At 32.2% G+C, this 25,731-nt stretch carries 21 protein-coding genes; 20 read left to right on the forward strand and 1 reads right to left on the reverse strand.

Annotation, left to right across the window (positions count from 1 at the left end; all coding sequences use genetic code 11):
* Window positions 1–20 precede the first annotated feature (20 nt).
* Both FQB35_RS03985 and FQB35_RS03990 read left to right on the forward strand, forming a co-directional pair.
* The gene (locus tag FQB35_RS03985) at window positions 21–1,319 is read left to right on the forward strand and encodes a DRTGG domain-containing protein (RefSeq protein WP_148808743.1); all 1,299 of its coding nucleotides are present in this window, start codon (window positions 21–23) and stop codon (window positions 1,317–1,319) included.
* 19 nt (window positions 1,320–1,338) lie between these two features.
* A complete protein-coding gene (locus FQB35_RS03990; protein WP_148808744.1) occupies window positions 1,339–4,812 on the forward strand; it encodes a DNA polymerase III subunit alpha in 3,474 nt (1,157 codons plus the stop codon).
* Here the strand turns inward: FQB35_RS03990 and FQB35_RS03995 are convergent.
* A complete protein-coding gene (locus tag FQB35_RS03995; RefSeq protein ID WP_148808745.1) occupies window positions 4,809–5,270 on the reverse strand; it encodes a phosphatidylglycerophosphatase A family protein in 462 nt (153 codons plus the stop codon). The genes FQB35_RS03990 and FQB35_RS03995 overlap by 4 nt on opposite strands.
* Before the next feature lie 224 nt (window positions 5,271–5,494).
* On the opposite strand from FQB35_RS03995, the gene FQB35_RS15735 reads away from it, so the two are divergent.
* From FQB35_RS15735 to rlmD, 18 genes are all read left to right on the forward strand, one after another.
* Window positions 5,495–5,665, forward strand: a complete 171-nt coding sequence (locus FQB35_RS15735; RefSeq protein ID WP_168198231.1) for a hypothetical protein — start codon at window positions 5,495–5,497, stop codon at window positions 5,663–5,665.
* Window positions 5,666–5,767: 102 nt separating this feature from the next.
* A complete protein-coding gene (gene pfkA, locus FQB35_RS04000) occupies window positions 5,768–6,730 on the forward strand; it encodes a 6-phosphofructokinase (RefSeq protein ID WP_148808746.1) in 963 nt (320 codons plus the stop codon).
* 19 nt (window positions 6,731–6,749) lie between these two features.
* The gene (pyk, locus tag FQB35_RS04005; protein WP_148808747.1) at window positions 6,750–8,507 is read left to right on the forward strand and encodes a pyruvate kinase; all 1,758 of its coding nucleotides are present in this window, start codon (window positions 6,750–6,752) and stop codon (window positions 8,505–8,507) included.
* Between the two features lie 131 nt (window positions 8,508–8,638).
* A complete protein-coding gene (locus FQB35_RS04010) occupies window positions 8,639–9,064 on the forward strand; it encodes an acyl-CoA thioesterase (protein ID WP_148808748.1) in 426 nt (141 codons plus the stop codon).
* Complete coding sequence (locus FQB35_RS04015; RefSeq protein WP_148808749.1) at window positions 9,065–9,460, forward strand: FxsA family protein; 396 nt, start codon at window positions 9,065–9,067, stop codon at window positions 9,458–9,460.
* A gap of 89 nt (window positions 9,461–9,549) precedes the next feature.
* Window positions 9,550–10,542, forward strand: coding sequence for a LacI family DNA-binding transcriptional regulator (locus FQB35_RS04020; protein ID WP_207707337.1), 993 nt, complete (start codon window positions 9,550–9,552; stop codon window positions 10,540–10,542).
* Window positions 10,543–10,793: 251 nt separating this feature from the next.
* Window positions 10,794–11,807 (forward strand): inositol 2-dehydrogenase, encoded by a 1,014-nt coding sequence (iolG, locus tag FQB35_RS04025; RefSeq protein ID WP_148808751.1) that lies wholly within the window; start codon window positions 10,794–10,796, stop codon window positions 11,805–11,807.
* Window positions 11,808–11,918: 111 nt separating this feature from the next.
* Window positions 11,919–12,878, forward strand: a complete 960-nt coding sequence (locus FQB35_RS04030) for a sugar ABC transporter substrate-binding protein (protein ID WP_148808752.1) — start codon at window positions 11,919–11,921, stop codon at window positions 12,876–12,878.
* 81 nt (window positions 12,879–12,959) lie between these two features.
* Window positions 12,960–14,456: a sugar ABC transporter ATP-binding protein gene (locus FQB35_RS04035; RefSeq protein ID WP_148808753.1), complete on the forward strand. Its 1,497-nt coding sequence runs from the start codon at window positions 12,960–12,962 to the stop codon at window positions 14,454–14,456.
* A gap of 44 nt (window positions 14,457–14,500) precedes the next feature.
* On the forward strand, window positions 14,501–15,475 hold the full coding sequence (locus tag FQB35_RS04040) for an ABC transporter permease (RefSeq protein ID WP_207707338.1): 975 nt from the start codon (window positions 14,501–14,503) through the stop codon (window positions 15,473–15,475).
* 71 nt (window positions 15,476–15,546) lie between these two features.
* The gene (iolC, locus tag FQB35_RS04045; RefSeq protein ID WP_148808755.1) at window positions 15,547–16,539 is read left to right on the forward strand and encodes a 5-dehydro-2-deoxygluconokinase; all 993 of its coding nucleotides are present in this window, start codon (window positions 15,547–15,549) and stop codon (window positions 16,537–16,539) included.
* 147 nt (window positions 16,540–16,686) lie between these two features.
* Window positions 16,687–18,078 (forward strand): aldehyde dehydrogenase family protein, encoded by a 1,392-nt coding sequence (locus tag FQB35_RS04050; protein WP_148808756.1) that lies wholly within the window; start codon window positions 16,687–16,689, stop codon window positions 18,076–18,078.
* Window positions 18,079–18,088: 10 nt separating this feature from the next.
* Window positions 18,089–18,928, forward strand: a complete 840-nt coding sequence (locus FQB35_RS04055) for a class II fructose-bisphosphate aldolase (protein WP_148808757.1) — start codon at window positions 18,089–18,091, stop codon at window positions 18,926–18,928.
* 16 nt (window positions 18,929–18,944) lie between these two features.
* On the forward strand, window positions 18,945–19,736 hold the full coding sequence (locus FQB35_RS04060; RefSeq protein WP_148808758.1) for a 5-deoxy-glucuronate isomerase: 792 nt from the start codon (window positions 18,945–18,947) through the stop codon (window positions 19,734–19,736).
* Window positions 19,737–19,768: 32 nt separating this feature from the next.
* On the forward strand, window positions 19,769–21,700 hold the full coding sequence (gene iolD / locus FQB35_RS04065) for a 3D-(3,5/4)-trihydroxycyclohexane-1,2-dione acylhydrolase (decyclizing) (RefSeq protein WP_148808759.1): 1,932 nt from the start codon (window positions 19,769–19,771) through the stop codon (window positions 21,698–21,700).
* A 98-nt stretch (window positions 21,701–21,798) separates the two neighbouring features.
* Window positions 21,799–22,698 carry a myo-inosose-2 dehydratase gene (gene iolE / locus FQB35_RS04070; RefSeq protein ID WP_207707339.1) on the forward strand — a complete coding sequence of 300 codons (900 nt, stop codon included), beginning with the start codon at window positions 21,799–21,801 and terminating at the stop codon, window positions 22,696–22,698.
* Window positions 22,699–22,732: 34 nt separating this feature from the next.
* Window positions 22,733–23,737, forward strand: a complete 1,005-nt coding sequence (gene iolG, locus FQB35_RS04075) for an inositol 2-dehydrogenase (protein ID WP_148808760.1) — start codon at window positions 22,733–22,735, stop codon at window positions 23,735–23,737.
* Between the two features lie 488 nt (window positions 23,738–24,225).
* A complete protein-coding gene (rlmD, locus tag FQB35_RS04080; protein WP_168198233.1) occupies window positions 24,226–25,593 on the forward strand; it encodes a 23S rRNA (uracil(1939)-C(5))-methyltransferase RlmD in 1,368 nt (455 codons plus the stop codon).
* The last annotated feature ends 138 nt before the right edge of the window (window positions 25,594–25,731 follow it).

Here is a 25,731-nt window from a genome sequence, read left to right on the forward strand (position 1 = left end):
ATTATATAAGAGGTGGTAACATGACAAAAAATGAACAGATTATTCATTATATAAAAGAGCTGCCTGTTGGCAGTAAGATTTCTGTTAGGCAGATTGCACAAGATTTAGAGGTAAGTGAGGGAACAGCTTATAAAGCAATAAAAGATGCAGAAAGAAAAGAATTAGTAAGTACAATTCCAAGAGTAGGAACGATTCGTATAGAAAATGTGGAAAAAAAGCGAATTGATAAAGTAACTTTTGCTGAAATACTTAATATTGTAGAGGGACAAATTTTAGGAGGACATGAAGGGATTTATAAAGTTGTTCATAAGTTTGTAATAGGTGCTATGTCAGTTGATGAGATAGAGAAATATATTTCAGAAGGAGATTTATTGATTGTAGGAAATAGAGATGATGTACACAAGCTTGCATTAGATAAAAACTGTGCAGTTCTTATAACAGGTGGACTTTCATGCAAGGAAGAGATTAAAAAAATAGCAAATGAAAAGAAACTTCCGATTCTTTCTACTAGTTATGATACGTTTACTATTACAACTATGATTCATCATGCTATTCATGAAAGATTAATAAAAAAAGAAATATTGATAACAGAAGATATTATGCCAGCACAGGTTTGTTATCTTAAGGAAAACGATAAAGTATTAGAAATGAAAAGATATATAAAAAGAACAGGGCATAGCAGATTTCCTGTAGTAGATGAGAATTTATGCGTGGTGGGAATTGTATCACCAAGAGATATTGCAGGGAGAGATGATGCTGAAAAGATAAAAAATATTATGACAAAAGATCCAATTACTGTATCTTTAAACACATCTGTTGCATATATTTCGCACATAATGATTTGGGAAGGAATTAAGATGGTTCCTGTCACAGAAAATAAAAAGTTAATAGGTGTTATTACGCGTAAAGATGTTATAAAAGGGTTAAAGCACATTAGAAAGCAGCCTCATATGGCAGAACCATTTGAAGATATGCTAATTAACCAAAGCAAAGTAGAAGAAACAGATAAAGGTATAAAGCTTACAGGAGAGATAACACCAATGATGTTAAATGATAGAGGAATTGCTAGTGCAGGTGTTTTAGTTATGCTTATGTCTACTGCAGGTTCAGTTGCTATTAAGAAACAAAAAAATTTAGATAGTGTTATTGATAGCTTTATGATTTATTTTATAAAGCCATTACAGCTTGAAAATAAAGTTGAAATTTATGCTAATATTATTAATATTGGTCGTAAGTTTTATAAAGTTGATATTACAGCGTATCATAATCAAGAGATTGTATCAAAAGCAATGATGTCTGCAAAATTATTAAGAAGATAGATATTAAGGGTGATAAAAAATGAGTGAGTTTGTCCATTTGCATGTCCATACGGAATATAGTTTGTTAGATGGTGCAGCTAGAATAAAGGATTTAATAAAAATGGTAAAAGACATGGGGATGAAAGCCATTGCAATAACAGATCATGGCTCTATGTTTGGTGTTGTAGACTTTTATAAAGAGGCAAAAAAACAAGGGGTTAAGCCTATTATAGGATGTGAAGTGTATACTGCAAGCAGAACAATGGCGGATAAAGATCCTATAAAAGATAAAAGATTAGGGCATCTTGTGTTACTAGCTAGGAACAATACTGGGTATAAAAACCTTATGAAAATTGTATCTTTAGGATATATAGAAGGCTTTTATTATAAGCCTCGAATTGACTATTCTGTTTTAGAAAAGTATAGCGAAGGAATTATTGCTTTAAGTGCTTGTTTAGCAGGTGAAGTTCAGCAAAAAATTCTTCAAAACGATTATGAAGGAGCTAAAAAAGAAGCATTAAGATTAAAAAATATATTTGGGAAAGACTACTTTTATTTAGAGTTGCAGGATCATAAAATAGAAGAACAACGAATGGTTAATAATCAACTAATAAGATTAAGCAAGGATACAGGTATTTCTCTTGTAGCAACTAATGATGTCCATTATTTAAGGCGTAGTGATGCAGATGTACATGATATACTACTTTGTATTCAAACTGGAAAGACAATAGATGATGAAGAAAGACTGAAATTTCCAACAGAGGAATTCTATTTAAAATCTCCTGAGGAGATGGAAAAATTATTTCCTTATGCAAAAGAAGCATTAGAAAATACTGTAAAGATTGCTCAAATGTGTAATGTAGAATTTGATTTTAATCAGATTCATTTACCAAAGTATGATGTTGCTGATGGTTATACGGCAAAGGAATATTTAAGAAAATTGTGTAGAGACGGTTTGTTGAAACGTTATGAAAATGTAACAAAAAGTATTCAAGAAAGATTAGACTATGAGTTAAGAACTATAGAAAATATGGGATATGTAGAATATTTTTTGATTGTGTGGGATTTTATAAGATATGCAAAAGAAAACAATATTATGGTAGGTCCTGGACGTGGATCAGCAGCAGGGAGTTTGGTTTCATACACCTTAGGAATTACAGATATTGATCCAATAAAATACAACTTAATCTTTGAAAGATTTTTAAATCCAGAACGTGTAACTATGCCTGATATAGATATTGATTTTTGTTTTGAAAGAAGACAAGAAGTTATTGATTATGTAATTAAAAAATATGGAAAGGAAAAAGTAGCACAAATTATAACCTTTGGAACTATGGCAGCAAGGGCTGCTATAAGAGATGTTGGACGAGCTATAAATATGTCTTATGCAGAGGTTGATGCTATTGCAAAACTTATTCCAATGCAGCTTGGAATAAGCATAGATAAAGCATTAGAGATAAATAAGAATTTAAAAGAATTATATGAGAAGGATGAGAGGACTAAGTATTTAATTGATGTAGCAAAAGCCGTAGAAGGAATGCCAAGGCATGCTTCTACCCATGCAGCAGGTGTAGTGATTTCAAAAGAGGCTATTGATGAATATGTTCCGTTATATATGCATAATGAAGGTATTACTACTCAATTTACAATGGGAACCTTAGAAGAATTAGGGCTTTTAAAGATGGACTTTTTAGGGCTTAGAAATTTAACCGTAATAAGAGATGCTCTAGATAGTATTGAAAAAAACTATGGTGTAAAGATTGATTTTTCTAAGATGGAATATAATGATAAGTTGGTATATGATTTGATAGGTAAGGGTGATACCTTAGGGGTATTCCAGCTAGAGAGTGCAGGAATGAGGCAGTTTATGAAGGATTTAAAGCCAGACTGCTTTGAAGATATTGTAGCGGGTATTTCTCTTTATAGACCTGGACCTATGGATTCTATTCCAAAGTATATAGCTTATAAGAATAATCCAGAAAAAATAGTTTATTTGCATCCAAAACTAAAACCAATACTCAATGTGACGTATGGATGCTTAATCTATCAAGAACAGGTTATGCAAGTTGTAAGACAGCTAGGGGGCTATTCATATGGGAGAAGTGACTTAGTTCGTCGTGCAATGGGTAAGAAGAAAATGGATGTGATGGAGCAGGAAAGACAATACTTTATCCATGGAAAAAAAGATGAAAATGGAAATTATGAAATTGCAGGCTGTGTAAGAAATGGTGTGCCTGAAGAAATTGCAAACAAGATTTATGATGATATGATTGATTTTGCAAGATATGCATTTAATAAATCTCATGCAGCAGCTTATGCTGTTTTAGGATATCAAACGGCATATTTAAAGGCATATTATCCAGTTGAATTTATGGCAGCTTTAATTACGAGTATTATGGGAAATGCAAAGAAAGTTGCTCAATATATAGGAGATTGTAAAAAGAAAAATATTCAAATACTTCCACCTAGTGTGAATGAGAGCCAAGGAAAGTTTACAGTAGAAAACGGAAAGATTCGATTTGGCCTTTTGGCAGTAAAAAATGTTGGTATTGGTGTAATTGAAGCAATTATAAAAGCAAGAGAAGAAAAAGGTAAATTTTTAAGTTTTATAGATTTTTGCGAAAAAGTTGAAATGAAAGAAATGAATAAAAGAGCTATTGAGAGTCTTATAAAAGCAGGTGCTTTTGATAATATGGGTGCTAATCGTGCACAGCTTTTAGCAATTTATGAAAGAGTTATTGATGGAATACAACAAGATAGAAGAAGAAATTTAGAAGGACAAGTATCTTTGTTTCAAGCATTTGATGAAGTTATTCCAAATACAGTAAAGATAGATGAATTGCCAGATATAGAAGAATTTCCACAGAAAAATCTTTTAATAATGGAAAAAGAAGTTTTAGGGATTTATGTGAGTGGACATCCTCTTTCTGAATTTGAAGAAGAAATAAGATCGATTTCAACCATTAATTTAGGTGATTTAATAGATATGGATGAAAATCATAAAGACAATGCTATAAAAGACGGAGCATATATTAGAATTGCTGGAATGATTGTAGGTAGAAAAAATAAAATTACAAAAAATAATAATATGATGTCTTTTATAACATTAGAAGATTTGTTTAGTTCAATTGAAATATTAGTTTTTCCAAAAATATTTGATAAATATATGAATATACTACATGAAGATAGTATTGTAATTGTTGAAGGGAAGATAAGCATAAGAGAAGATGAAGAACCTAAAATCATTGCAGAGAAATTACTTCCTCTATTAAAGAAAAGAGAGGGACAAAATAAATTGTACTTAAAAATCTGCAAGGATAAAGATGAAAAAGAGTTATTAAAAAAAATGAAACCGACACTAAAAAAATGGAAGGGAGATGTGCCGGTATACATTTTTTTAGAAAAAGAAAATAAAAAGTTAAAAGCCCATGAGAATTTATGGGTAAATGTAAATGAAGATTTAATAGAAGAACTAAAAAGATTATTAGGACAAGATTGTGTAAAGATATGTTAGTTAACTTTTGAATGGGCGATTTTTGCAGATGCTGCTGCAGCGATTGCTGCTACTAAGTCATCTAAAAATGTATGAACACCATTTTTAGGATCATTTAAGCTTTTAAGAATACCAGGTTTCTCTTCATCTAAATACCCAAAGCTGGTAAGTCCTATCGTTCCGTATACGTTTGTTATACTAAGGGCTAAAATTTCATCAATACCATAGAGTGGTTCATCGCGTCGTAATATGCTTAAAAGAGGTTCAGGAAGATTATTGTTTTCAGCATAAATGTCTAAAACAATTCCTGTTAATATGGCGTGTTGAACTTCTCTTTTTTCTAATACTTTATTTACACTTACTAAGCATTCATCTATGGTTAAAGTAATGTATTTTGACTGCAAATTATATACTAATTTTGCTATATCTTTTAAGTTTACGCCACGCTTTTTTAACATTTTGATTACAATATCTTTCAAAAATTCTCCTCCTTTTCTATAATCTATAGAAATTGTAAGCTAATACTTTGAATAAAAATTTGTTGTATGATATAATATGACTTTAGATAATTATTAGATACATGAAAAACAAAAAAATGAAAATAATACAACTAATAAGAATTTATAAGGAGATATTGCAATTTATTCAAAATTAGAATAAAATAATATCAAAATGAAATCTGCTCCAGGGGGAGGACCTATTTATGTGGACAGTAGTATATATGGCACATAATCAAACAGATGCTGACAAAATTAAACTGAGATTAGTTCAGGAAGGATTTTTAGTAAAGCTGAAAAGACAAGACAGTGTTTATGAAATTTTAGTACCTAATGGGGAAGTAGAAGAGGCTCACGAGATCTTATTGAACTTATAATAGGAAATAATAGGGGAAAGTGACTATTTAAGGAACTTTCCCTTCTAAAATATATAGCATATTTTAAATGAGATTATAAATAATAAATGGAGGAGGGAGAATATGAAAAAAATTGGGGTATTGACTAGTGGAGGAGATTCACCGGGGATGAATGCTGCTATAAGAGCAGTAGTACGAGCAGGGATTTATAATGGATTAAAAGTAGTTGGTATTAAGAGAGGCTATGAAGGTCTTATAAATGGAGACATTGAAGAGATGAAGCTCTCCTCAGTAGCAGATATTATTCATAGAGGCGGAACCATGCTTAGAACTGCTCGAAGTGAAGCATTTAAAACAGAAGAAGGGTTCAAAAAAGCATTAAATGTTATAAAGATATTTGGAATAGAAGGAATTGTTGTTATTGGTGGAGATGGTTCTTTAAAAGGAGCAGAAAGATTAAGCCAAGCAGGAATTCCAACCATTGGGTTACCAGGAACAATAGACAATGATTTAGCTTATACAGATTATACAATTGGCTTTGATACAGCTATTAATACAGTATTGCATGCTATTAGCAATATTCGAGATACATCTACATCTCATGGAAGAGCAAATATTGTTGAAGTTATGGGAAGACACTGTGGGGATATTGCACTCTATGCGGGACTTGCTGGAGGAGCCGAGAGCATTATTGTCCCGGAGGAAGAATTTTCTATAGATGAAGTATGTAAAAGACTTATCCAAGGAAAAAATAGAGGGAAATTACATAGCATTATTATTTTGGCAGAGGGTGCTTCAAAAAATTCATATGCTATTGCTAAGGAGATTGAAGAAAAAACAGGGATAGAAGTAAGAATTACCATTCTTGGCCATATACAAAGAGGTGGAAGTCCAACTGCATTTGATAGAATATTAGCAAGTCAAATGGGGAGCAAGGCTGTAGATTTATTAATCCAAGGGAAAAAAAGTAGGGCAGTTGGTATAAAGGGAAATGAAATTTGTGATTTTGATATATTAGAAGCCCTTTCAATGAAAAAAAAGATGAATAAAGATTTATATGCATTAACAAAAATATTATCTATATAAAAATGGAGGAGATTTACTTATGAGAAAGACGAAAATAGTTTGTACCATTGGACCGGCAAGTGAAAATAAAGAAACTTTAATGGAATTAATGAAAAGCGGTATGAATGTAACAAGACTTAATTTTTCTCATGGAAGCCATGAGGAACATAAAAAGCGTATTGATACAATAAAAGAAGTTAGAGAAGAGCTAGGGTTACCTGTTGCCATTTTATTAGATACTAAGGGACCTGAAATTCGTACAGGAAATTTTAAAGATGGAGAAGCATTTTTATCAGAGGGAGAATTTTTCACATTAACTACAAGAGACATACTAGGAGATACTACAATAGGTAGCATTACTTACAAAGATCTTCCAAATGATGTGAAGCCTGGTGATACTATTTTGATTGATGATGGTCTAATAGGCTTAGAGGTTTTAGAGATTATTGATGGAACAGATATAAAATGTGTTGTTAGAAATTCAGGAATGGTAAAAAATCATAAGGGTGTAAATGTACCGGGGGTAAAAATTAATCTTCCTGCTATTACTCAAAAGGATATTGATGATATTATCTTTGGTATTCAAAATGGTATAGACTTTATTGCAGCTTCTTTTGTGAGAAAACCTGAAGATGTGCTTGAAATAAGAAAAATATTAGAAGAACATAATGCTAATGACATACAAATTATATCAAAAATTGAAAATCAAGAAGGCGTAGATAATATTGAAAAAATAATTGAAGTTTCTGATGGGATTATGGTTGCAAGGGGAGATTTAGGTGTTGAGATTCCAACAGAACAGGTTCCTCTTGTACAAAAAATGATTATAAAATCATGTAATGGTGTAGGAAAACCAGTAATTACTGCAACACAAATGCTAGATTCTATGATTAGAAATCCAAGACCGACAAGAGCAGAAGTTACAGATGTTGCAAATGCTATATTTGATGGAACAGATGCTATTATGTTATCAGGAGAGACAGCAGCTGGAAAATATCCGATTGAAGCAGTAAGAACTATGGCAAACATAGCAGAAACTACTGAAAAATCGCTAGATTATGAAGCAATTTTAAGAGAAAAAGCAGTAGGAAAAGAAAGAAGCATTACAGATGCAGTAAGTCATGCTACTTGTAGCAGTGCAAAAGATTTAGGAGCTTCAGCAATTATTACAGCAACTGCATCAGGATATACGGCAAGAATGGTATCTAAATTTAGACCAAAAGCACCAATTATTGTTTCAACTACAAGTGAAAAGGTTATGAGAAAACTTGCTGTTACTTGGGGTACTTATCCAATAATTACACAAAAGGGTCATTCTACAGATGAAGTATTTGATCTATCAGTTGAAAGAGCATTAGAAACTGGATATATAAAATGTGGAGATTTGGTTATTATAACAGCAGGAGTACCTGTAGGTGTTGCGGGTACAACAAATACAATAAAAGTTCATATTGCAGGTAAAGTTTTGGCAAAAGGTATGGGTATTGGAAGTAATGCTGCTACAGGAAAAGTATGCGTTGTACGTGATGCTATCGATGCAAAGAATAAGTTTAAAGAAGGAGATATTATTGTAACTGTTGCTACAGATAAAGATATGGTTGAATTTATGGAAAAAGCAGCTGCTATTATAACAGAAGTAGGAGGAATTACTTCTCATGCAGCTATTGTAGGATTAAATATTAAAAAGCCAGTAATTGTTGGAGCAAATGATGCTACAAAACTACTAAAAGATGGAGATGTTGTAACGGTAGATAGTATAAGAGGTCTTGTATACAGTGGGGAAGCAAATGTACTATAATTTAAAAAAACAGCCGGACTTTTAAGTTCGGCTGTTTATGTTTATATGAAAATTGTTTCCACAAAAATAAATGTTGTGGCATAATAGAAATGATGAGATATTTATTGAGGCATAATAAGGAGGAGATAAAGATGTATATAAATGATGGATATGTACGTGTAAGATATGAAGAGACGGACCAAATGGGAGTAGCTTACCATGGAAATTATTATACGTGGTTTGAAGTAGGAAGATCTTCTTTTTTTAGATCTTTAGGATATACTTATGCACAATTAGAGAAAGAAGGAATTATCTTACCTGTTATAGAAAGTCATTGTTTTTATAAATCAGCAGCAAAATATGATGATGAATTATTGATTCGAACAAGAATAAAAAAATTAAAGGGAGTAAGGCTTGAATTTGAATATGAAATTATTAGAAAAGAAGATGAAGCATTACTGGCAAAAGGGACAACAATCCACGCTTTTGTCAACAAAAATTTAAAGCCTGTAAACTGCAAAAAACAAAACCCAAAAGTATGGAGTTTATTAAGGAATTGTTTGGATGAGGTGAAATAGATGCTTGTAAAATTAATACTTTTATTTACAATAGTTCCATTAGTTGAATTAGCTTTATTGTTTAAGCTAAATGCTTATATAGGACTTTTTAGCACATTAGGAATAGTTATTTTTACAGGAGTTTTAGGAGCCTACTTAGCAAAATCACAAGGAAGAGAGATTTTGTTTCGCATACGATATGAAATGAGAGAAGGAAGACTACCTGGGGAAGAGCTAATCAATGGATTATGCGTTCTAGTTGGAGGAGCTATGCTGCTTACTCCTGGAATTTTAACAGATACCCTTGGATTTATTTTAGTAATTCCTATTACAAGAGAGGTTGTGAAAGTATATATAAAAAAGAAATTACGAAAAATGCTAGATGAGGGAAGTATAAATTTTTATTTTAGATGGTAAAAAACAACAATGATAGTTAATTTCAAATGTATTTGAAAAACGTGAAAACGTTTGCTATAATAATAGAAAAAGAAAATTGGGGAATGATTATGGTAACTATTAAAGATATTGCAAAAAAACTAGGTATATCATATACTACAGTTTCTCGTGCTTTAAATGGAAAACCTGGTGTAAGCCAGGAAACGGTAGAGAAGGTTTTAAAAGAAGCACGAAAAATGGGATATCAGCCAAATGCAATTGCAAGAGGATTGGTAAAAAAGTATACCAATACTATTGGATTGGTAATTGCAGATATTACAAATCCATATTATCCGTCAATTGCTAGAGGAGTTGAAGATGCTGCAAGAAAAATTGGATACAATGTATTTTTATGCAATACTAATTATAATAAGGAGAATGAACAAAGTTATTTAAAGACTCTTCAAGAACAAAGAGTTGATGGGATTATTATTAACCCTGCTAAAGACGATTCTCCTAACGTTTATGATTTACAAACACCAATGGTTTTAATTAACAGCCCTTCGTATGGGGGAAATAACAGCACCATAGAAGTAGATAATAAAAGAGGTGGCTTCTTAGCAACAGAGCATTTAATTAAATCAGGATATAAAAGAATAGCATTTATTGGTGGAGATATAGCTTCTTATTCAAATGGAAGAAGATTTGAAGGATATAAGGAGGCATTAAAAGAATATAATTATCCGGTTGACGAATCAATTATTGCCTATGGGAGTTTCAAAACAAAAAGTGGATATGCTATAATTGAGAGGTTATTAAAGTTAGAAAATCCACCTGATGCTGTTTTTGCAGGAAATGATGTGATTGCACTTGGAATATTGCATTATGCACAGGATAAGGGTATAAAGGTTCCTGAAGATTTTGGTGTTGTTGGTTTTGATAATGTAGGTTTTTCTGAACTTCCACAAATTCAGTTAACAACTATTGATCAACCGAAATATTATATAGGGAAACTAGCATTTGAAATATTAATGGAAGAAATAAGAAATAAAGAAGAAAGATTTGTAAAAAAGATTGTTTTGGAACCAGAATTAGTAATTAGAAAAACTACTAGAGGAAAATAAAATTTATTAAACTTCAGTATAACTGGAGTTTTTGTTTTGCGTAATTTTTTAGGAGTTAGCAAACGTTTGCTAGGAAATGTTTATCTATTTATTGATTTTAATACACTTTGAAATAAGCAAATAACAGGAATAAATAAAAATCAATAAAAATAGGTATTGACATAGAATATGGAGTATAGTAATATTATCTTAAAATTAATGCAAACGTTTGCGAGTCCAAAGAAAATTTTTTATAAAGGAGCAGAATGAATATGAAGAAGATCAAAATAGGAGCTGTAGGATTAGGAAGATTAGGGAGAAAACATGCAGAAAATATTGCTTTTAGAATACCAAATGCAGAATTATTAGCTGTATGTAGTGTTATTGAAGAAGAAGTAGCAGAAGTGCAAAAAAGCTGGGGAGTTAAATATGGATATACAGATTATAATGAAATGCTAAAAAATGAAGAGTTAGATGCAATATTTATTGCATCACCATCAGCTCTACATTGCCAGCAAATATCAGATGCATTAGATGCAGGATTCCATGTATTTAGTGAAAAACCACTAGGAACAACATTAGAAGAATGTAAACTAGCAGAAGCAGCAGTAGAAAAACATCCAGATAAAGTATTCATGTTAGGATTCATGAGAAGATATGACCCATCTTATGCATATGCAAAGAAAAAAATAGAAGCAGGAGAGATAGGAAAGCCTATTCTTTTTAGAGGATACAGTCAAGATCCTGAGCATGCAATAGAAGGAGCAATAAAATATGCAGGTCACAGTGGCGGACAATTTATTGATATGGCAGTACATGATATAGACTTAGCAAGATGGTTTTTAGGATCAGAAGCAAAATCAATTTATGCAATCGGAGGATGCTATGCACATCCTGAATTTGGACAATATGATGACGGGGATAACGTTTCCGCGTTAATGCAATTTGAAAATGGAGCAATGGCATTTTTATTTGCAGGAAGAACAGCACCACATGGATACAATGTAGAAACAGAAATTATCGGAACAAAAGGTATTTTAAGAATAGCTTCTGTACCACAAAAGAACTTAGTAGAAATTTTAGATGAACATGGAGTAAGAAAAGAATGTTCACAAGATTTCTTAGAAAGATTTGAACAAGCTTATGTAGATGAAGTACAAGAGTTTGTAAATTGCATAATAGAAAACAGAAAACCAGATGTAACTGTATATGATGGTACAAAATCAACAATTATTGCTTATGCAGCAACAGAATCTTTTAGAGAAAATAAGCTTGTTAGATTATAAAAAAGCTTTCATATTATAAAATAAGTAACCTTAAAAAGTAAATATAAGCTCAAATGCTAAAATTAATGCATTTGAGTTATATATAAAATGTTATAAGGGAGGAATTTATTTATGAAGAAGTTTTTTGCATTATTATTAGTTGTTGTTTTAAGCTTTTCATTACTAGCAGGATGTGCTGGTAAGAAAGAAGAACAAGCAGAAGAAGGAAAAGGTAAGAAAATAAAGGTTGGTGTATCTATTGCAAGCTTTGATGATACTTTCTTAATGTATATGAAGGATGGTATGGAAGAATATGCTAAAAAATTAGGTGGAGAAGTAGAAGCTACTTATGTTGATGCAAAAGATGATGCAATCAAGCAATTAGCACAAGTAGAAAACTTTGTTGCACAAGGAGTAGATGCAATAATTGTTGTACCAGTAAATACAGAAGCAACTGGACCAATGACACAAGCTTGTCAAGAAGCAAATATTCCATTAGTATATGTAAACAGATTACCAGATAATTTACCAGAAGATGTTGTATTTGTTGGTTCTAACTCAATAGATGCAGGAATCTTCCAAATGGAATACTTAGCAGAAAAAATGGGAGGAAAAGGAAACGTTGTTATATTAATGGGTAAATTAGACAATGAAGCAGCAATCAAGAGAACTGAAGGTGTTAAGAAGGTTATAGAAGAAAAATATCCAAACATTAAGGTTACAAAAGAGCAAACAGGTGAATGGTCAAGAGCAAAAGGTATGGCAGTTATGGAAAACTGGTTAGCAAGTGGAGACAAGATTGATGCAGTAGCATCAAACAATGATGATATGGCATTAGGTGCAATTAATGCTATAGAAGCACAAGGAAAACTTGGTGAAATATTAGTAGCTGGAGTAGATGCTACACCAGATGCTTTAGCAGAAATTGATAAAGGAAGATTAGATGCAACTGTATTCCAGGATGCAGAAGGACAAGGTAGCGGAGCTATGGAAGCTGCTGTTAAGAAGGTAAAAGGTGAAAAGGTACAAAATAGAGTTTGGATTCCATTCCAATTAGTAACTCCAGAAAACTATAAAGAATTTATGAAATAAAAGGTTTTAACTTATATAAAGGATATCAATTTTGTTGATATCCTTTATATAAGAAAATTTTAAGAAAAAGAGGTGAAAAAGATGACTAATGATTATATCTTAGAAATGGAAAATATCACAAAAGAATTTCCAGGGGTTTTAGCGCTAGATGATGTACAATTAAAGGTTAGAAGAGGAACTGTACATGCATTAATGGGAGAAAATGGTGCAGGAAAATCTACACTTATGAAAACAGTCATCGGGATCCATCAACCTACTAAAGGTACTATTAAATGGAAGGGTAAAGAGGTTGTTATTGAAAATACAAATCATGCATTGAGTTTAGGAATTTCAATGATTCACCAGGAATTGAGCCCTATACCTTATATGACAGTTGCTGAAAATATATATTTAGGGCGTGAGCCAGTAAATAAGTTTGGACTTGTAGATCACAAAAAAATGGAGAAAGATACAGAAGAATTGCTAAAACGTTTAGACATTGAGATTGATCCTAAAGCAAAAATGGCAGAATTAAGTATTGCCAATACACAAATGGTTGAGATTGCAAAGTCTATATCTTATAATTCAGATTTAATCATTATGGATGAGCCTACATCAGCAATTACTGAAAAAGAAGTAGATAATCTATTTAAAATCATTAATAAACTAAGAAGTGAAGGAGTAGCAATTATATACATTTCTCATAAAATGGATGAGATTTTTAAAATATCAGATGAAATTACAGTTTTTAGAGATGGAAAGTATATTGCTACTGAGTTAGCAGAAAATTTAAATCATGATAAATTAGTTCAGCTAATGGTTGGTAGAGAATTAAAACAAGTTTTCCATAAGGAAGAAGCTGAAATTGGTGATGTAATTCTTGAGGTTAAGAATCTAACAAGAAAAGGATATTTTGAAGATGTAAGCTTCAATGTAAGAAGAGGAGAAATCCTAGGAGTAGCAGGATTAATGGGTTCAGGAAGAACAGAAGTAATGGAATGTATATTTGGGGTAACTCCTAAAGATTCAGGAGAAATCTTTATTAATAATGAAAAGGTTGATATTAAAACACCAGAAGATGCGATTAAGCATAAAATGGCACTCCTTACAGAAGATCGAAAACTAACAGGGCTATATTTAATGCTTTCTGTTGAAGATAATATGATTATTGCAAATATTGATGAATATAAAAAAGGAATATTTTTAGATAAGAAAAAAATTAATGAGGCTTGTGAAGAAGGAATCGAAAAGCTTTCTGTTAAAACACCAAGCAAAGAACAAATTATTGGAAACTTAAGTGGTGGAAATCAACAAAAGGTATTGATTGCAAGATGGCTTTTAACACAGCCAGACATTTTAATATTAGATGAGCCTACAAGGGGAATTGACGTAGGAGCGAAGGCTGAGATTCATAAATTAATGTCAAAACTTGCTCAACAAGGAAAAGCAGTTATTATGATCTCATCAGAGCTTCCAGAAGTACTTGGAATGAGTGATCGAATTATGGTAATGCATGAAGGAAGAAAAACAGGGGAGTTAATGAGAGGAGATGCAACACAAGAAACAATCATGCATTTAGCAACAGGAAAAAAACAATAATTAAAACAGAAGAATTTTAAGTAGAAATGGAAAGGAGCAGGAAAATGAAGGCAAAAACAGAACAGCTTTTTAGGAAATATGGAATATTCTTTATATTTATTGGGATGGTAGTATTAATGTCTATACTTTCTCCAGCGTTTTTAAAGGTTGGAAACTTATTAAACGTAGTAAGACAGATCTCGGTTATAGGACTTATTGCATGTGGTGTAACTATGGTTATCATTACAACAGGAATTGACTTATCTTCAGGATCAGTATTAGCATTATCAGCTGTTGTTGCAGCAAGCTTTGCACAAAGAGCTGATTGGGCATCAAAGATGTATCCAAATATTGATGTTCCATTAATTGTTCCAATCTTAGCAGGAATATTAGTAGGGGTTTTATGTGGTGCTATTGTGGGAATTATCATTGCAAAAACAAAAATTCCTCCATTTATTGCAACACTAGGAATGATGATTGTAGCAAGAGGAGCAGCACTTATCTATAGTGATGGTAGACCAATAAGTAGTTTAAAAAGTTCATATAACTTTATAGGACAAGGAAAAGTATTAGGAATTCCTTTCCCAATTATAGTTTTAGTAGTTATGGCAGCTATTACACATGTATTATTAACAAATACTAAATTTGGTAAGTATGTATATGCTATAGGTGGAAATGAAAATGCAGCTGTTGTTTCAGGAATCAATGTAGATAAATATAAAGTTTTAATATACACTTATGCAGGAATGCTTTCAGGTATGGCAGGTATTGTTTTATCTTCAAGAATCAGTTCAGGTCAGCCAGGACTTGGAGTAGCTTATGAGTTAGATGCTATTGCTTCTGCTGTAATCGGTGGAACAAGTTTAAATGGTGGAATCGGTAAAATAACAGGAACTATAATCGGAGCTTTAATTATTGGAGTTTTAAACAATGGATTAGACTTATTAAATGTATCTGCATATTGGCAACAAATTGTAAAAGGAGTTATTATTGTTGCGGCTGTAATTTTAGATGAAAGAAAAAATCGTGGTAAAAAATAAAGAAAACGTTTGCGTTAATTAAATAATAGATGTATAATAATGTTGAAAGAAATTAAAAAAGGAGGTAAAAGATGAACAATTTGGAATTCAAAGAGCAAAGAGCCATGGATTTCATTGCCATTGGAAGACTTTGTATAGATTTAAATGCAAATGAAATCAATAGGCCAATGGAAGAAACCATGACCTTTACAAAGTATCTTGGCGGTTCTCCTGCAAATATAGCAGTAGCAATGTCAAGACTAGGAATGAAAACAGGCTTTATTGGGCGTGTTGCAGATGATCAAATGGGTAGATATATTGTAGACTACTTAAAGAAAAGTGATATAGATACATCTAATGTGATTACGGATAAGTCTGGAAGTGTAACAGGACTTGCATTTACAGAAATTAAAAGTCCGACAGATTGTAGCATTTTAATGTATCGTGATAATGTGGCAGATTTAAAGCTTGAGCCAACAGACGTAAATGAAGAATATATTAAAAATGCAAAGGCTATATTAATTTCAGGTACAGCACTAGCTAAAAGTCCGTCAAGAGAAGCTGTGTTTTTAGCACTTGACTATGCTAGAAAGCATGGTACAGTAGTATTCTTTGATATTGATTATCGTCCATATACTTGGAAATCAGTAGAGGAGACAAGCATATATTATAATCTAGCAGCAGAAAAGTGTGATGTGATTATTGGAACAAGAGAAGAGTTTGACATGATGGAAATGTTGACAATGAAAGGAAATAAAGACGATCACGTTACAGCACAAAAATGGTTTGATTTCAATGCAAAGATTGTTGTAATCAAGCATGGAAAAGAAGGATCTATTGCTTATACAAAAGAAGGCGAAGAAGTTGTAGGTGCGGTATTCCCTGTAACGCCTCTTAAGACATTTGGAGCTGGAGATTCATATGCTGGAGCATTTATATATGGATTAATGCAAGGCTGGGATATAGGAAAAGCAATGGAATTTGGCGCAGGATCAGCAGCTATTGTAGTTTCAAGTCATAGTTGTTCAGATGCAATGCCAACAGCAGAGAAGATACAAGAATTTATAGATAACTACCAAAAATAAATTTTATTTTTTTTAAAATCATCGCAAACGTTTGCGAAAAAATTAACAAAATAGCAAACATATTATGACAAAGATTTACTAAAAATATGAATGGCGTTTTTTAGTTAAATAATACGACTCATAAAATTATAGCAAGGAGGAGTTAAAATGAGTATAAATGCAAAAGAATATGTATCAAATCTTATTGAGAGAGCAAGAAAAGCACAAGCAATAGCAGATACTTTCACACAAGAGAAAGTAGATGAATTATGTACTGCAATTGCATGGAACATTGTAAAACCTGAAAATGCGGAAAAAATTGCAGAAATGGCTGTCGAAGAATCTGGATTAGGAAATTATGAAGGAAAATATGCAAAGCTTATGACAAAAATTCGCGGTGGGCTTCGCGATATGAAAGGACAAAAATCCGTAGGTGTAATTGAGCGTGATGATGAAAAGAAAATAATCAAAATTGCGAAACCTGTTGGAGTTGTTGCAGCATTAGTACCTTGTACAAATCCTGAAGCAACACCAGTTCTAAAGTCTATGTTTGCAATCAAAGGTAGAAATGCAATTATTTTAGCTCCACATCCAAGAACTAAAAAAACAAATACTTACATTGTAAATATTATGCGTGAGACTCTTAAAAAGTTTGGAGCACCAGAAGATTTAATTATCCCTGTTGAGCCAGAGTATGTATCAATGGATGTAAGTGGAGAGCTTATGAAGCAAGCTGACTTAGTATTAGCTACTGGTGGTGGCGGAATGGTTAAAGCTGCTTATAGTTCAGGTACACCTGCATATGGTGTTGGTCAAGGAAATGCTGTTACAGTAGTAGATGAAACAGTAGATTTAAAAGAAACAGCAAATAAAATTATGAGAAGTAAAACATTTGACTTTGCAACAAGCTGTTCTACAGAAAATTCATGTGTAGTACAAGAGGATATCTATGATGATTTCGTAAAAGCTATGGAAGCAGAGGGTGGATATTTAGTATCACCAGAAGAAAAAGAAAAACTTCAAAAAGCTATGTGGCATGATGGACACTTAAGTTCAGCAATCGTTGCTCAAGCACCTGAAGTAATTGCTAAAGAAGCAGGAATTGAATTACCAGAAGGAAAAACTTTCTTTATGGTAGAAGAAACAGGAATTGGACCAGATTATCCATTCTCTGGAGAAAAATTATCTGTTGTAACAACACTTTTCAAATATAAAGAATTTGAAGAAGCAATTGAAAAGGTAAATGCTATTACTTCATACCATGGAAGAGGTCACTCTTGTGGAATTCACTCTAATAATGAAGATAGAATTTTAGCATTAGCTTTAAATACAAAAACAAGCCGTGTAATGGTAAGACAACCACAATGTCTAGCAAACAGTGGAGCATGGACAAATGGTATGCCAATGACTCTAACTCTTGGCTGTGGTACATGGGGAGGCAACATTGCTTCAGAAAATATTACTTGGAAACACTTAATCAATGTAACTTGGGTATCTGCTCCAATTGAATCTACTCAGCCAACTGATGAAGAATTATTTGGCGATATTATGAATAAATAGGAGACATATTATGCTAGTAAATTTAAAGGAAGCTTTAAAAGGAGTGGCAAAATCTGATTTTGCCATTCCTGGATTTAATGTATTCGGATATGAAGATGCTGTAGCTGTAGTTCGTGCAGCAGAAGAGTTGGATGCCCCGGTAATACTTATGACAAACAAGGTAGCTGTAAATCATATGCCTATAGAGATTTTGGCAAAAATATTATGTGCTGTTGCAGAAGATGCAAAGGTGCCTGTATGTGTACATCTAGATCATGCAACAGAGTTTGAGGTGGTAGCTAGAGCTATTAAAGCAGGATATACATCTGTTATGTATGATGGTTCTCAATTACCTTTTGAAGAAAATATTAAAAACACAAGAGAAATCGTAAGATTAGCACATGCATGTAATGTATCAGTAGAAGCAGAAATTGGAGCAGTAGGATATAGCGATCCATCTCTTAAAGTGAAAGCAAGATATACAGAGCCAGAGGAAGCAAAAATATTTGCTGAAAAGACAGGGGTAGATGCTTTAGCAGTAGCTATTGGAACCCTTCATAGAATGGAAACCCAAGATGCAGTAATTCAGTATGATAGATTAGAAGCAATTGAAAAATTAACAGATGTACCTTTAGTTATCCATGGATCAACAGGGGTTAAAGATGAAGATTTAAAGAAACTTTCTAGATACAATGTAGCTAAAGTAAATATTGGAACAGCCCTTAGAATGGTATTTGGAAATACAATGAGAGAAGAGATGAATAAAAATCCAAATGAATTTGATAGAATTGTGTTATTCCAAAAGCCTATGGTTGAGGTACAAAAAGAAGCTAAAAAGAAAATGGAATTATTAGGAATCGGTAAAAAGTAAAGGAAGGAGTCTTCACATGAGAATTAGACAAGCAGAGCCTTTCAAATACGGATATAACAGTATTACAGAGATGAATGGAAAACATAGCAATATGTTAATGGATTTTGGTATTTTAAAAATGAAAAAAGATGATGTGCAAACTTCAAGTGAAAACTTAGAAAGAGCATATTTATTAATCCATGGAGAAGTTACATTAGAGTGGGAAGGCAATAAAGTAACTGCTAAGAGAGAAGACTGCTTTTCAGAAGATCCTTATTGTCTTCATGTACCATCTAATGTAGAAGTAAAAATTACATGTTTAAAAGATGATACAGAAATAGCAGTTCAAAAGACAGATAATGAAAAGGCTTTCCCAGCAAAATTATATACACCAGATGAATGTAGAAGTGAACAATTTGGTGCAGGGACATTAAATGAAACAGCTACAAGAACTGTAAGAACTATTTTTGATCATTCTAATTCACCAGATGCAAATCTAGTGATCGGAGAAGTAATCAACCATCCAGGAAAATATTCAAGTTATCCACCACATCATCATCCACAACCTGAGATTTATCATTATCGTTTCTATCCAGAACAAGGCTATGGACTTTCTGTTGTAGGAGATGATGCATACGTAGTGAATAATATGGATACGGTTGCAATTCCAGGAGGCTTGGTACATCCACAAACAGCAGCACCAGGATATGCTATGTATTATGTTTGGATGATTCGCCATCTAGATAATAATCCATTTGATGAGCGTATTTTTGTTGATGAGCACAAATGGTTATTAGACAAAGATGCAAAAATATGGCCTGCTAAATAATAAGAGAAAGTAAAATATAAGGAGGTCAAATAATGAAAACAATTAGAATGACTGTAGCGCAAGCTTTAGTCAAGTTTTTAAATAATCAATATATAGAATTTGATGGAAAAGAGCAAAAATTTGTTCATGGTATTTTCACAATATTTGGACATGGAAATGTTGTAGGTCTTGGTCAAGCTTTAGAAGAAGATCCTGGAGATTTAGTTGTATATCAAGGAAGAAATGAACAGGGAATGGCGCATGTAGCTACTGGCTTTGCAAAACAAAAGCATAGAAAACAAATTTGTGCAGCTACATCATCTGTAGGACCAGGAGCAGCTAATATGGTTACAGCTGCAGCTACAGCTACAGCAAATAATATTCCAGTACTTCTTTTACCAGGAGATACTTTTGCTACACGTCAACCAGACCCAGTGCTTCAACAAGTGGAGCAGACACATGATTTGACAATTAGTACAAATGATGCATTCAGAGCAGTAAGTAAATACTGGGATCGTGTAAGTAGACCAGAACAATTAATGACTGCAATGATAAATGCAATGCGTGTACTTACAGATCCTGCAAATACAGGAGCAGTAACAATATGTTTACCTCAAGATGTACAGGGTGAAGCTTATGATTATCCAGAGTATTTCTTCAAAAAGCGTGTGCATAGAATTGAAAGAAGACCAGCAACAGTAGAAGCTGTAAAAGATGCAGTAGAGTTAATAAAATCTAAGAAAAAGCCATTGCTTATTTGTGGTGGTGGTGTAAGATATTCTGAAGCAGCAGATAGCTTAAAAGCATTTGCTGAGAAGTTTAACATTCCTTTTGCAGAAACTCAAGCAGGAAAAAGTGCTATTGAGTGGACACATCCATTAAATTTAGGTGGAGTAGGTACAACAGGAAACTTAGCTGCAAATATTATTGCAAAAGATGCAGACTTAGTTATTGGGGTAGGAACAAGATTTACTGACTTTACAACAGCATCAAAGAGTCAATTCCAAAACCCTGAAGTTGATTTCTTAACAATTAATATTTCAGAATATCATGCATATAAATTAGATGCTACAAAGGTAGTTGCAGATGCAAAGGTAGGATTAGATGCAATTGCGGCTGAACTTGAAAAAATAGGATATAAGTCAGCATATACAGAAGAAATAAAAGATGCTAAAGAAAAATGGCAAAAAGAATTAGATAGATTATTCAGTATAGAATATAAAGAAGGATTCAAGCCTGAAATTGCAGGTCATTTAGACGAAGTAATAGAAGAATTCTATGATGATACAAAGTCTTGTTTAACTCAAACAAGAGTATTAGGTGAATTAGATAAATTATTAGATGATGATGCAATCGTTGTTGGTGCAGCAGGAAGTTTACCTGGAGACCTTCAAAGAGTATGGTGTCCTAAAAAGCCTAATACTTACCATATGGAATATGGATATTCTTGTATGGGATACGAAGTAGCAGCAGCATTAGGTGCAAAGATTGCAGAGCCTGATAAGGAAGTATATACTTTCATTGGAGATGGAAGTTATTTAATGCTTCATTCTGAGCTAGTTACAAGTATTCAAGAGAATAAAAAGATAAATGTCGTATTATTTGATAATATGGCTTTTGGATGTATTAATAACCTGCAAATGAGTCAGGGAATGGGAAGCTTTGGAACAGAATTTAGATTTAGAAATGAAGAAACTGGAAAGTTAGATGGAAAGTTAATTCCTATTGATTATGCCATGAGCGCAGCTGCATATGGTGTAAAAACGTATAAAGTAAAGACAATAGAGGAATTAAGAGAAGCTATTTTAGATGCAAAGAAACAAAAAGTTTCTACTTTAATTGATGTGAAAGTTTTACCAAAAACTATGACTGGTGGATATGAAAGCTGGTGGAGAGTAGGAACAGCACAAGTTTCTAAAAAGGAAAGCATTCAAGAAGCAGCAAGAGCAATAAAAGAAACAGTAGAAAAAATAAGACAATACTAAGATTTATTTTGCAAGGTTTGTTTTATCTTTAAAGAGAAAAACTGTTACCTTGCAAAATAAAAATCTTTAATAATACTTATAGAATGAGAGGGATAAACATGTTGAGCAAAGAAAAAGTAAAATTAGGAATCGCACCAATCGCATGGACAAATGATGACCTTCCAGAACTAGGAGCAGAAAACACTTTTGAACAGTGTGTGAGTGAAATGGCACTTGCAGGCTTTACTGGAAGTGAAGTAGGAAACAAATATCCAAAAGATACAAAAGTATTAAAGAAAGCTCTTGATTTAAGAGGAGTTCAAATCTGTAATGCTTGGTTTAGTTGTTTCTTTACAACAAAGCCAGAAGAAGAAACAATAGAAGCTTTCATTAAGCATAGAGATTTTCTATATGAAATGGGTGCAAAAGTTATTGGCTGTTCTGAACAAGGACACAGTATCCAAGGGTTAGATAAACCAATCTTTGATGAAAAACCAGTATTTACAGATGAAGAATGGGAAAAACTTGCAAAAGGTATGAATAAATTAGCAGAGCTTGCTGCTGAAAAAGGAATGAAAGTTTCTCTACATCATCACATGGGAACAGGAGTTCAAACACCAGAAGAAGTTGATAGATTTATGGAAATGACAAATGATGATGTATATCTATTATTTGACACAGGACATATGTATTTCTCAGAAGGAACTCAAGAAGCAGTAGATAAAGTTGTAGAGAAATATGCTGATAGAATTGTACACGTACATTTAAAAGATGTAAGAGAAGATGTATTAAAAAGATTAAAGGAAGAAAAATGGTCTTTCTTAAAGGGTGTTAAAGAGGGCGTATTTACAGTACCAGGAGATGGTGTTATAAACTTTGATCATACATTTGAAGTATTAGAAAAAGTGGGCTATGAAGGTTGGATGGTAGTAGAGGCAGAACAAGATCCAGCTAAAGCAAATCCTCTAGAGTATGCAATTAAAGCAAGAAAATTTATTGCAGAAAAAACTGGGCTATAAGAAGGGTAAATTTATTGTAAAGGGGAAATAAATTATGGCTAAAAAAATGAAAGTGGGCATCATTGGAGCCGGAAGAATTGGGAAAGTACATTCCCAAAGTATTATGAATCATATACCAGAAGTTGAAATAAAAGCAATTTCTGATGTTTATTTTGAGGGAGCAAAAGAATGGGCAGAAAAAATGGGTATCCCTACAGCAACAAATGACTACAAAGATATATTAAACGATCCAGAGATCGATGCAGTATTAATTTGTTCTTCCACAGATACACATGCACAAATATCTATTGAAGCTGCTAAAGCAGGAAAGCATATTTTCTGTGAAAAGCCAGTTGATTTATCAGTTGAAAAAGTTGAAGCAGTACTTGAAGCAGTAAAAGAAGCAGGTGTAAAATTCCAAGTTGGATTTAATAGAAGATTTGACCATAACTTTAGCAGAGTAAAAAATCTAATTGATGAAGGTAAGGTAGGAGATCTTCATATTGTAAAAATTACTTCTAGAGACCCTGCACCACCACCAGCAGAATATGTTAAGGTTTCTGGCGGAATATTTTTAGATATGACTATTCATGATTTTGATATGGCAAGATTTTTAGTAGGCTGTGAAGTAGAAGAAGTATATGTATCTGCAGCAGTAAGAGTAGATCCAGCAATAGGAGAAGCAGGAGATGTAGATACAGCTGTTATTACATTAAAATTTGAAGATGGAACTATTTGTGTAATTGATAATAGTAGAAAAGCAGCATATGGATATGATCAAAGAGTAGAAGTATTTGGATCAAAAGGAAAAGTAGAAGTTGCAAATGATACACCATCAACAGCAGTACTTAGCACTGAAGAAGGTGTATTTAGCGACAAGCCTAAGTACTTCTTCTTAGAAAGATACATGGATTCTTTTGTTGATGAAATGAAACAATTTATGGATGCAGTAATAAATGATAAAGAAGTACCTGTTACAGGAATAGATGGATTAAAACCAGTACTAATTGGTCTTGCTGCGAAAAAATCATTAGAAACAGGAGCACCTGTTAAATTATAGAAAAAAATAGGATGATGATTCCATCATCCTATTTTTTTGAGCTTGTTGACAAAGTTATATTTATAAATAAACTGAAAAATAACGCTCATAAACAAAGTTTTAGAGAAAACTAAGATTCATAATTTTGAAAAATTCTATTTATTTTTCAGTTATAATAATTCTATTTTGTCTACAGTCTGAAAAAATTGATTTATTAAAAAATTATTCGTATAAAATTTAAATATATGTATTATAATCTATAATAGGGTTTTGTAACAATGGAAGTAACTGATTCTACTATTATCTTGAATGGCACCTTTTTAGGGTGTCTACTTTTTTATTCTTTAGGAAATTATGGATAAACAAATTAAAAAAAATAAAAAGAACGTTAAAACAAAGAAGGTTTTTAACGTATTTTATGAATTTTATTTTTATGAGGAATTGAAAGTTATCTAAAATATAGCTTATAATGTATTTACATGAAAAGAAAGATATAAGGAGTAAAAAATATGACTAATATAGTGAAAAAAGATCAAATTTATTCTATGAAAATTGAAGATATAGGACATAAAGGAGAAGGTATTGGAAAAATAGAAGGTTTTACTGTTTTTGCTGATGGCGGCATAGTAGGGGATTTGGTAAAGGTAAAAATAACAGTTGTTAAGAAGAATTATGCAGTAGGAAAAATTATAAAAATTGAAGAGCCATCCCCTGATAGAATAGACCCTATTTGTTCAATTGCATATGTTTGTGGAGGTTGTCAAATCCAGCATATGGATTATTCAGGACAATTAAGAATAAAAGAAAAAAAAGTAAAAGATAATTTAGAAAGAATTGGGAAATTAAAAAATGTAACAATTCATAAAGTACTAGGAATGACTAATCCTTATAGATATCGTAATAAAGCACAATTTCCAGTAGGAACAGCAGATAAAAGTGTGATTGGATTTTACAAAAGAAAGACACATGATATTGTCGACATTGAAACTTGCCATATACAGCATGATGTCAATGATAAAATTATAAAAATTATAAGGGATTATATAAATAAACATAAAATTTCTACCTATGATGAAAAAACAGGAAAAGGACTTATAAGGCATATATTAACAAAGGTTGGATTTACTACTGGAGAAATTATGGTTGTAATTATTACAAACGGAAAAAATTTACCAAATAAAGGAGAACTTATAGAAGCTTTATTAGATGAAATACCACAAATAAAGAGTATTGTACAAAATATAAATACAAAAAGAACAAATAGGATTCTTGGACAAGAATGTATTACTTTGTATGGAGAAGATAAAATTGTAGATTATATAGGTGATTTAAAATTTAATATTTCTCCTTTATCTTTTTTTCAAGTGAATCCTATACAAACAAAGGTTTTATATGAAAAAGCTTTAGAATTTGCAGATTTAAATGGAGAAGAGACTGTATATGATATTTATTGCGGGATTGGTACCATATCATTATTTTTAGCTCAAAAAGCAAAGTATGTACATGGTATTGAAATTGTAGATGAAGCAATACAGGATGCTAAAGAAAATGCAAGAATCAATGGAATAGAAAATGTTAATTTTTATACTGGAGCAGCAGAAGAGGTTGTACCAAAGCTTTATGAAAAAGGCCTAAAGGCAGATGTAGTAGTACTAGATCCACCAAGAAAAGGATGCGATGAGAAAGTATTAGATACTATTGTTAATATGAATCCAGAAAGAATTGTATATGTTTCTTGTAATCCAAGTACTTTGGCAAGAGATTTAAAATATCTTGATGAGAAAGGATATAAAGCAGTAGAAGTACAGCCAGTAGATATGTTTCCACATACTATGCATGTGGAGTCAGTAGTATTGATTAAAAGAAAACACAGCTAGGAAATGCTGAAATTTCAATGAGAACAAAGGTTTTATAAAAAATGTATATGTTCCCTTGAACGAGGATAGGAAACAGCAAGCCCACAATTAAAATGTGGGTTTTGCTTTAAAAAAAATATTTTGGTTTATATAATTTAA

This window comes from Crassaminicella thermophila, from assembly GCF_008152325.1.
In the GTDB taxonomy this organism is placed as follows: domain Bacteria; phylum Bacillota; class Clostridia; order Peptostreptococcales; family Thermotaleaceae; genus Crassaminicella_A; species Crassaminicella_A thermophila.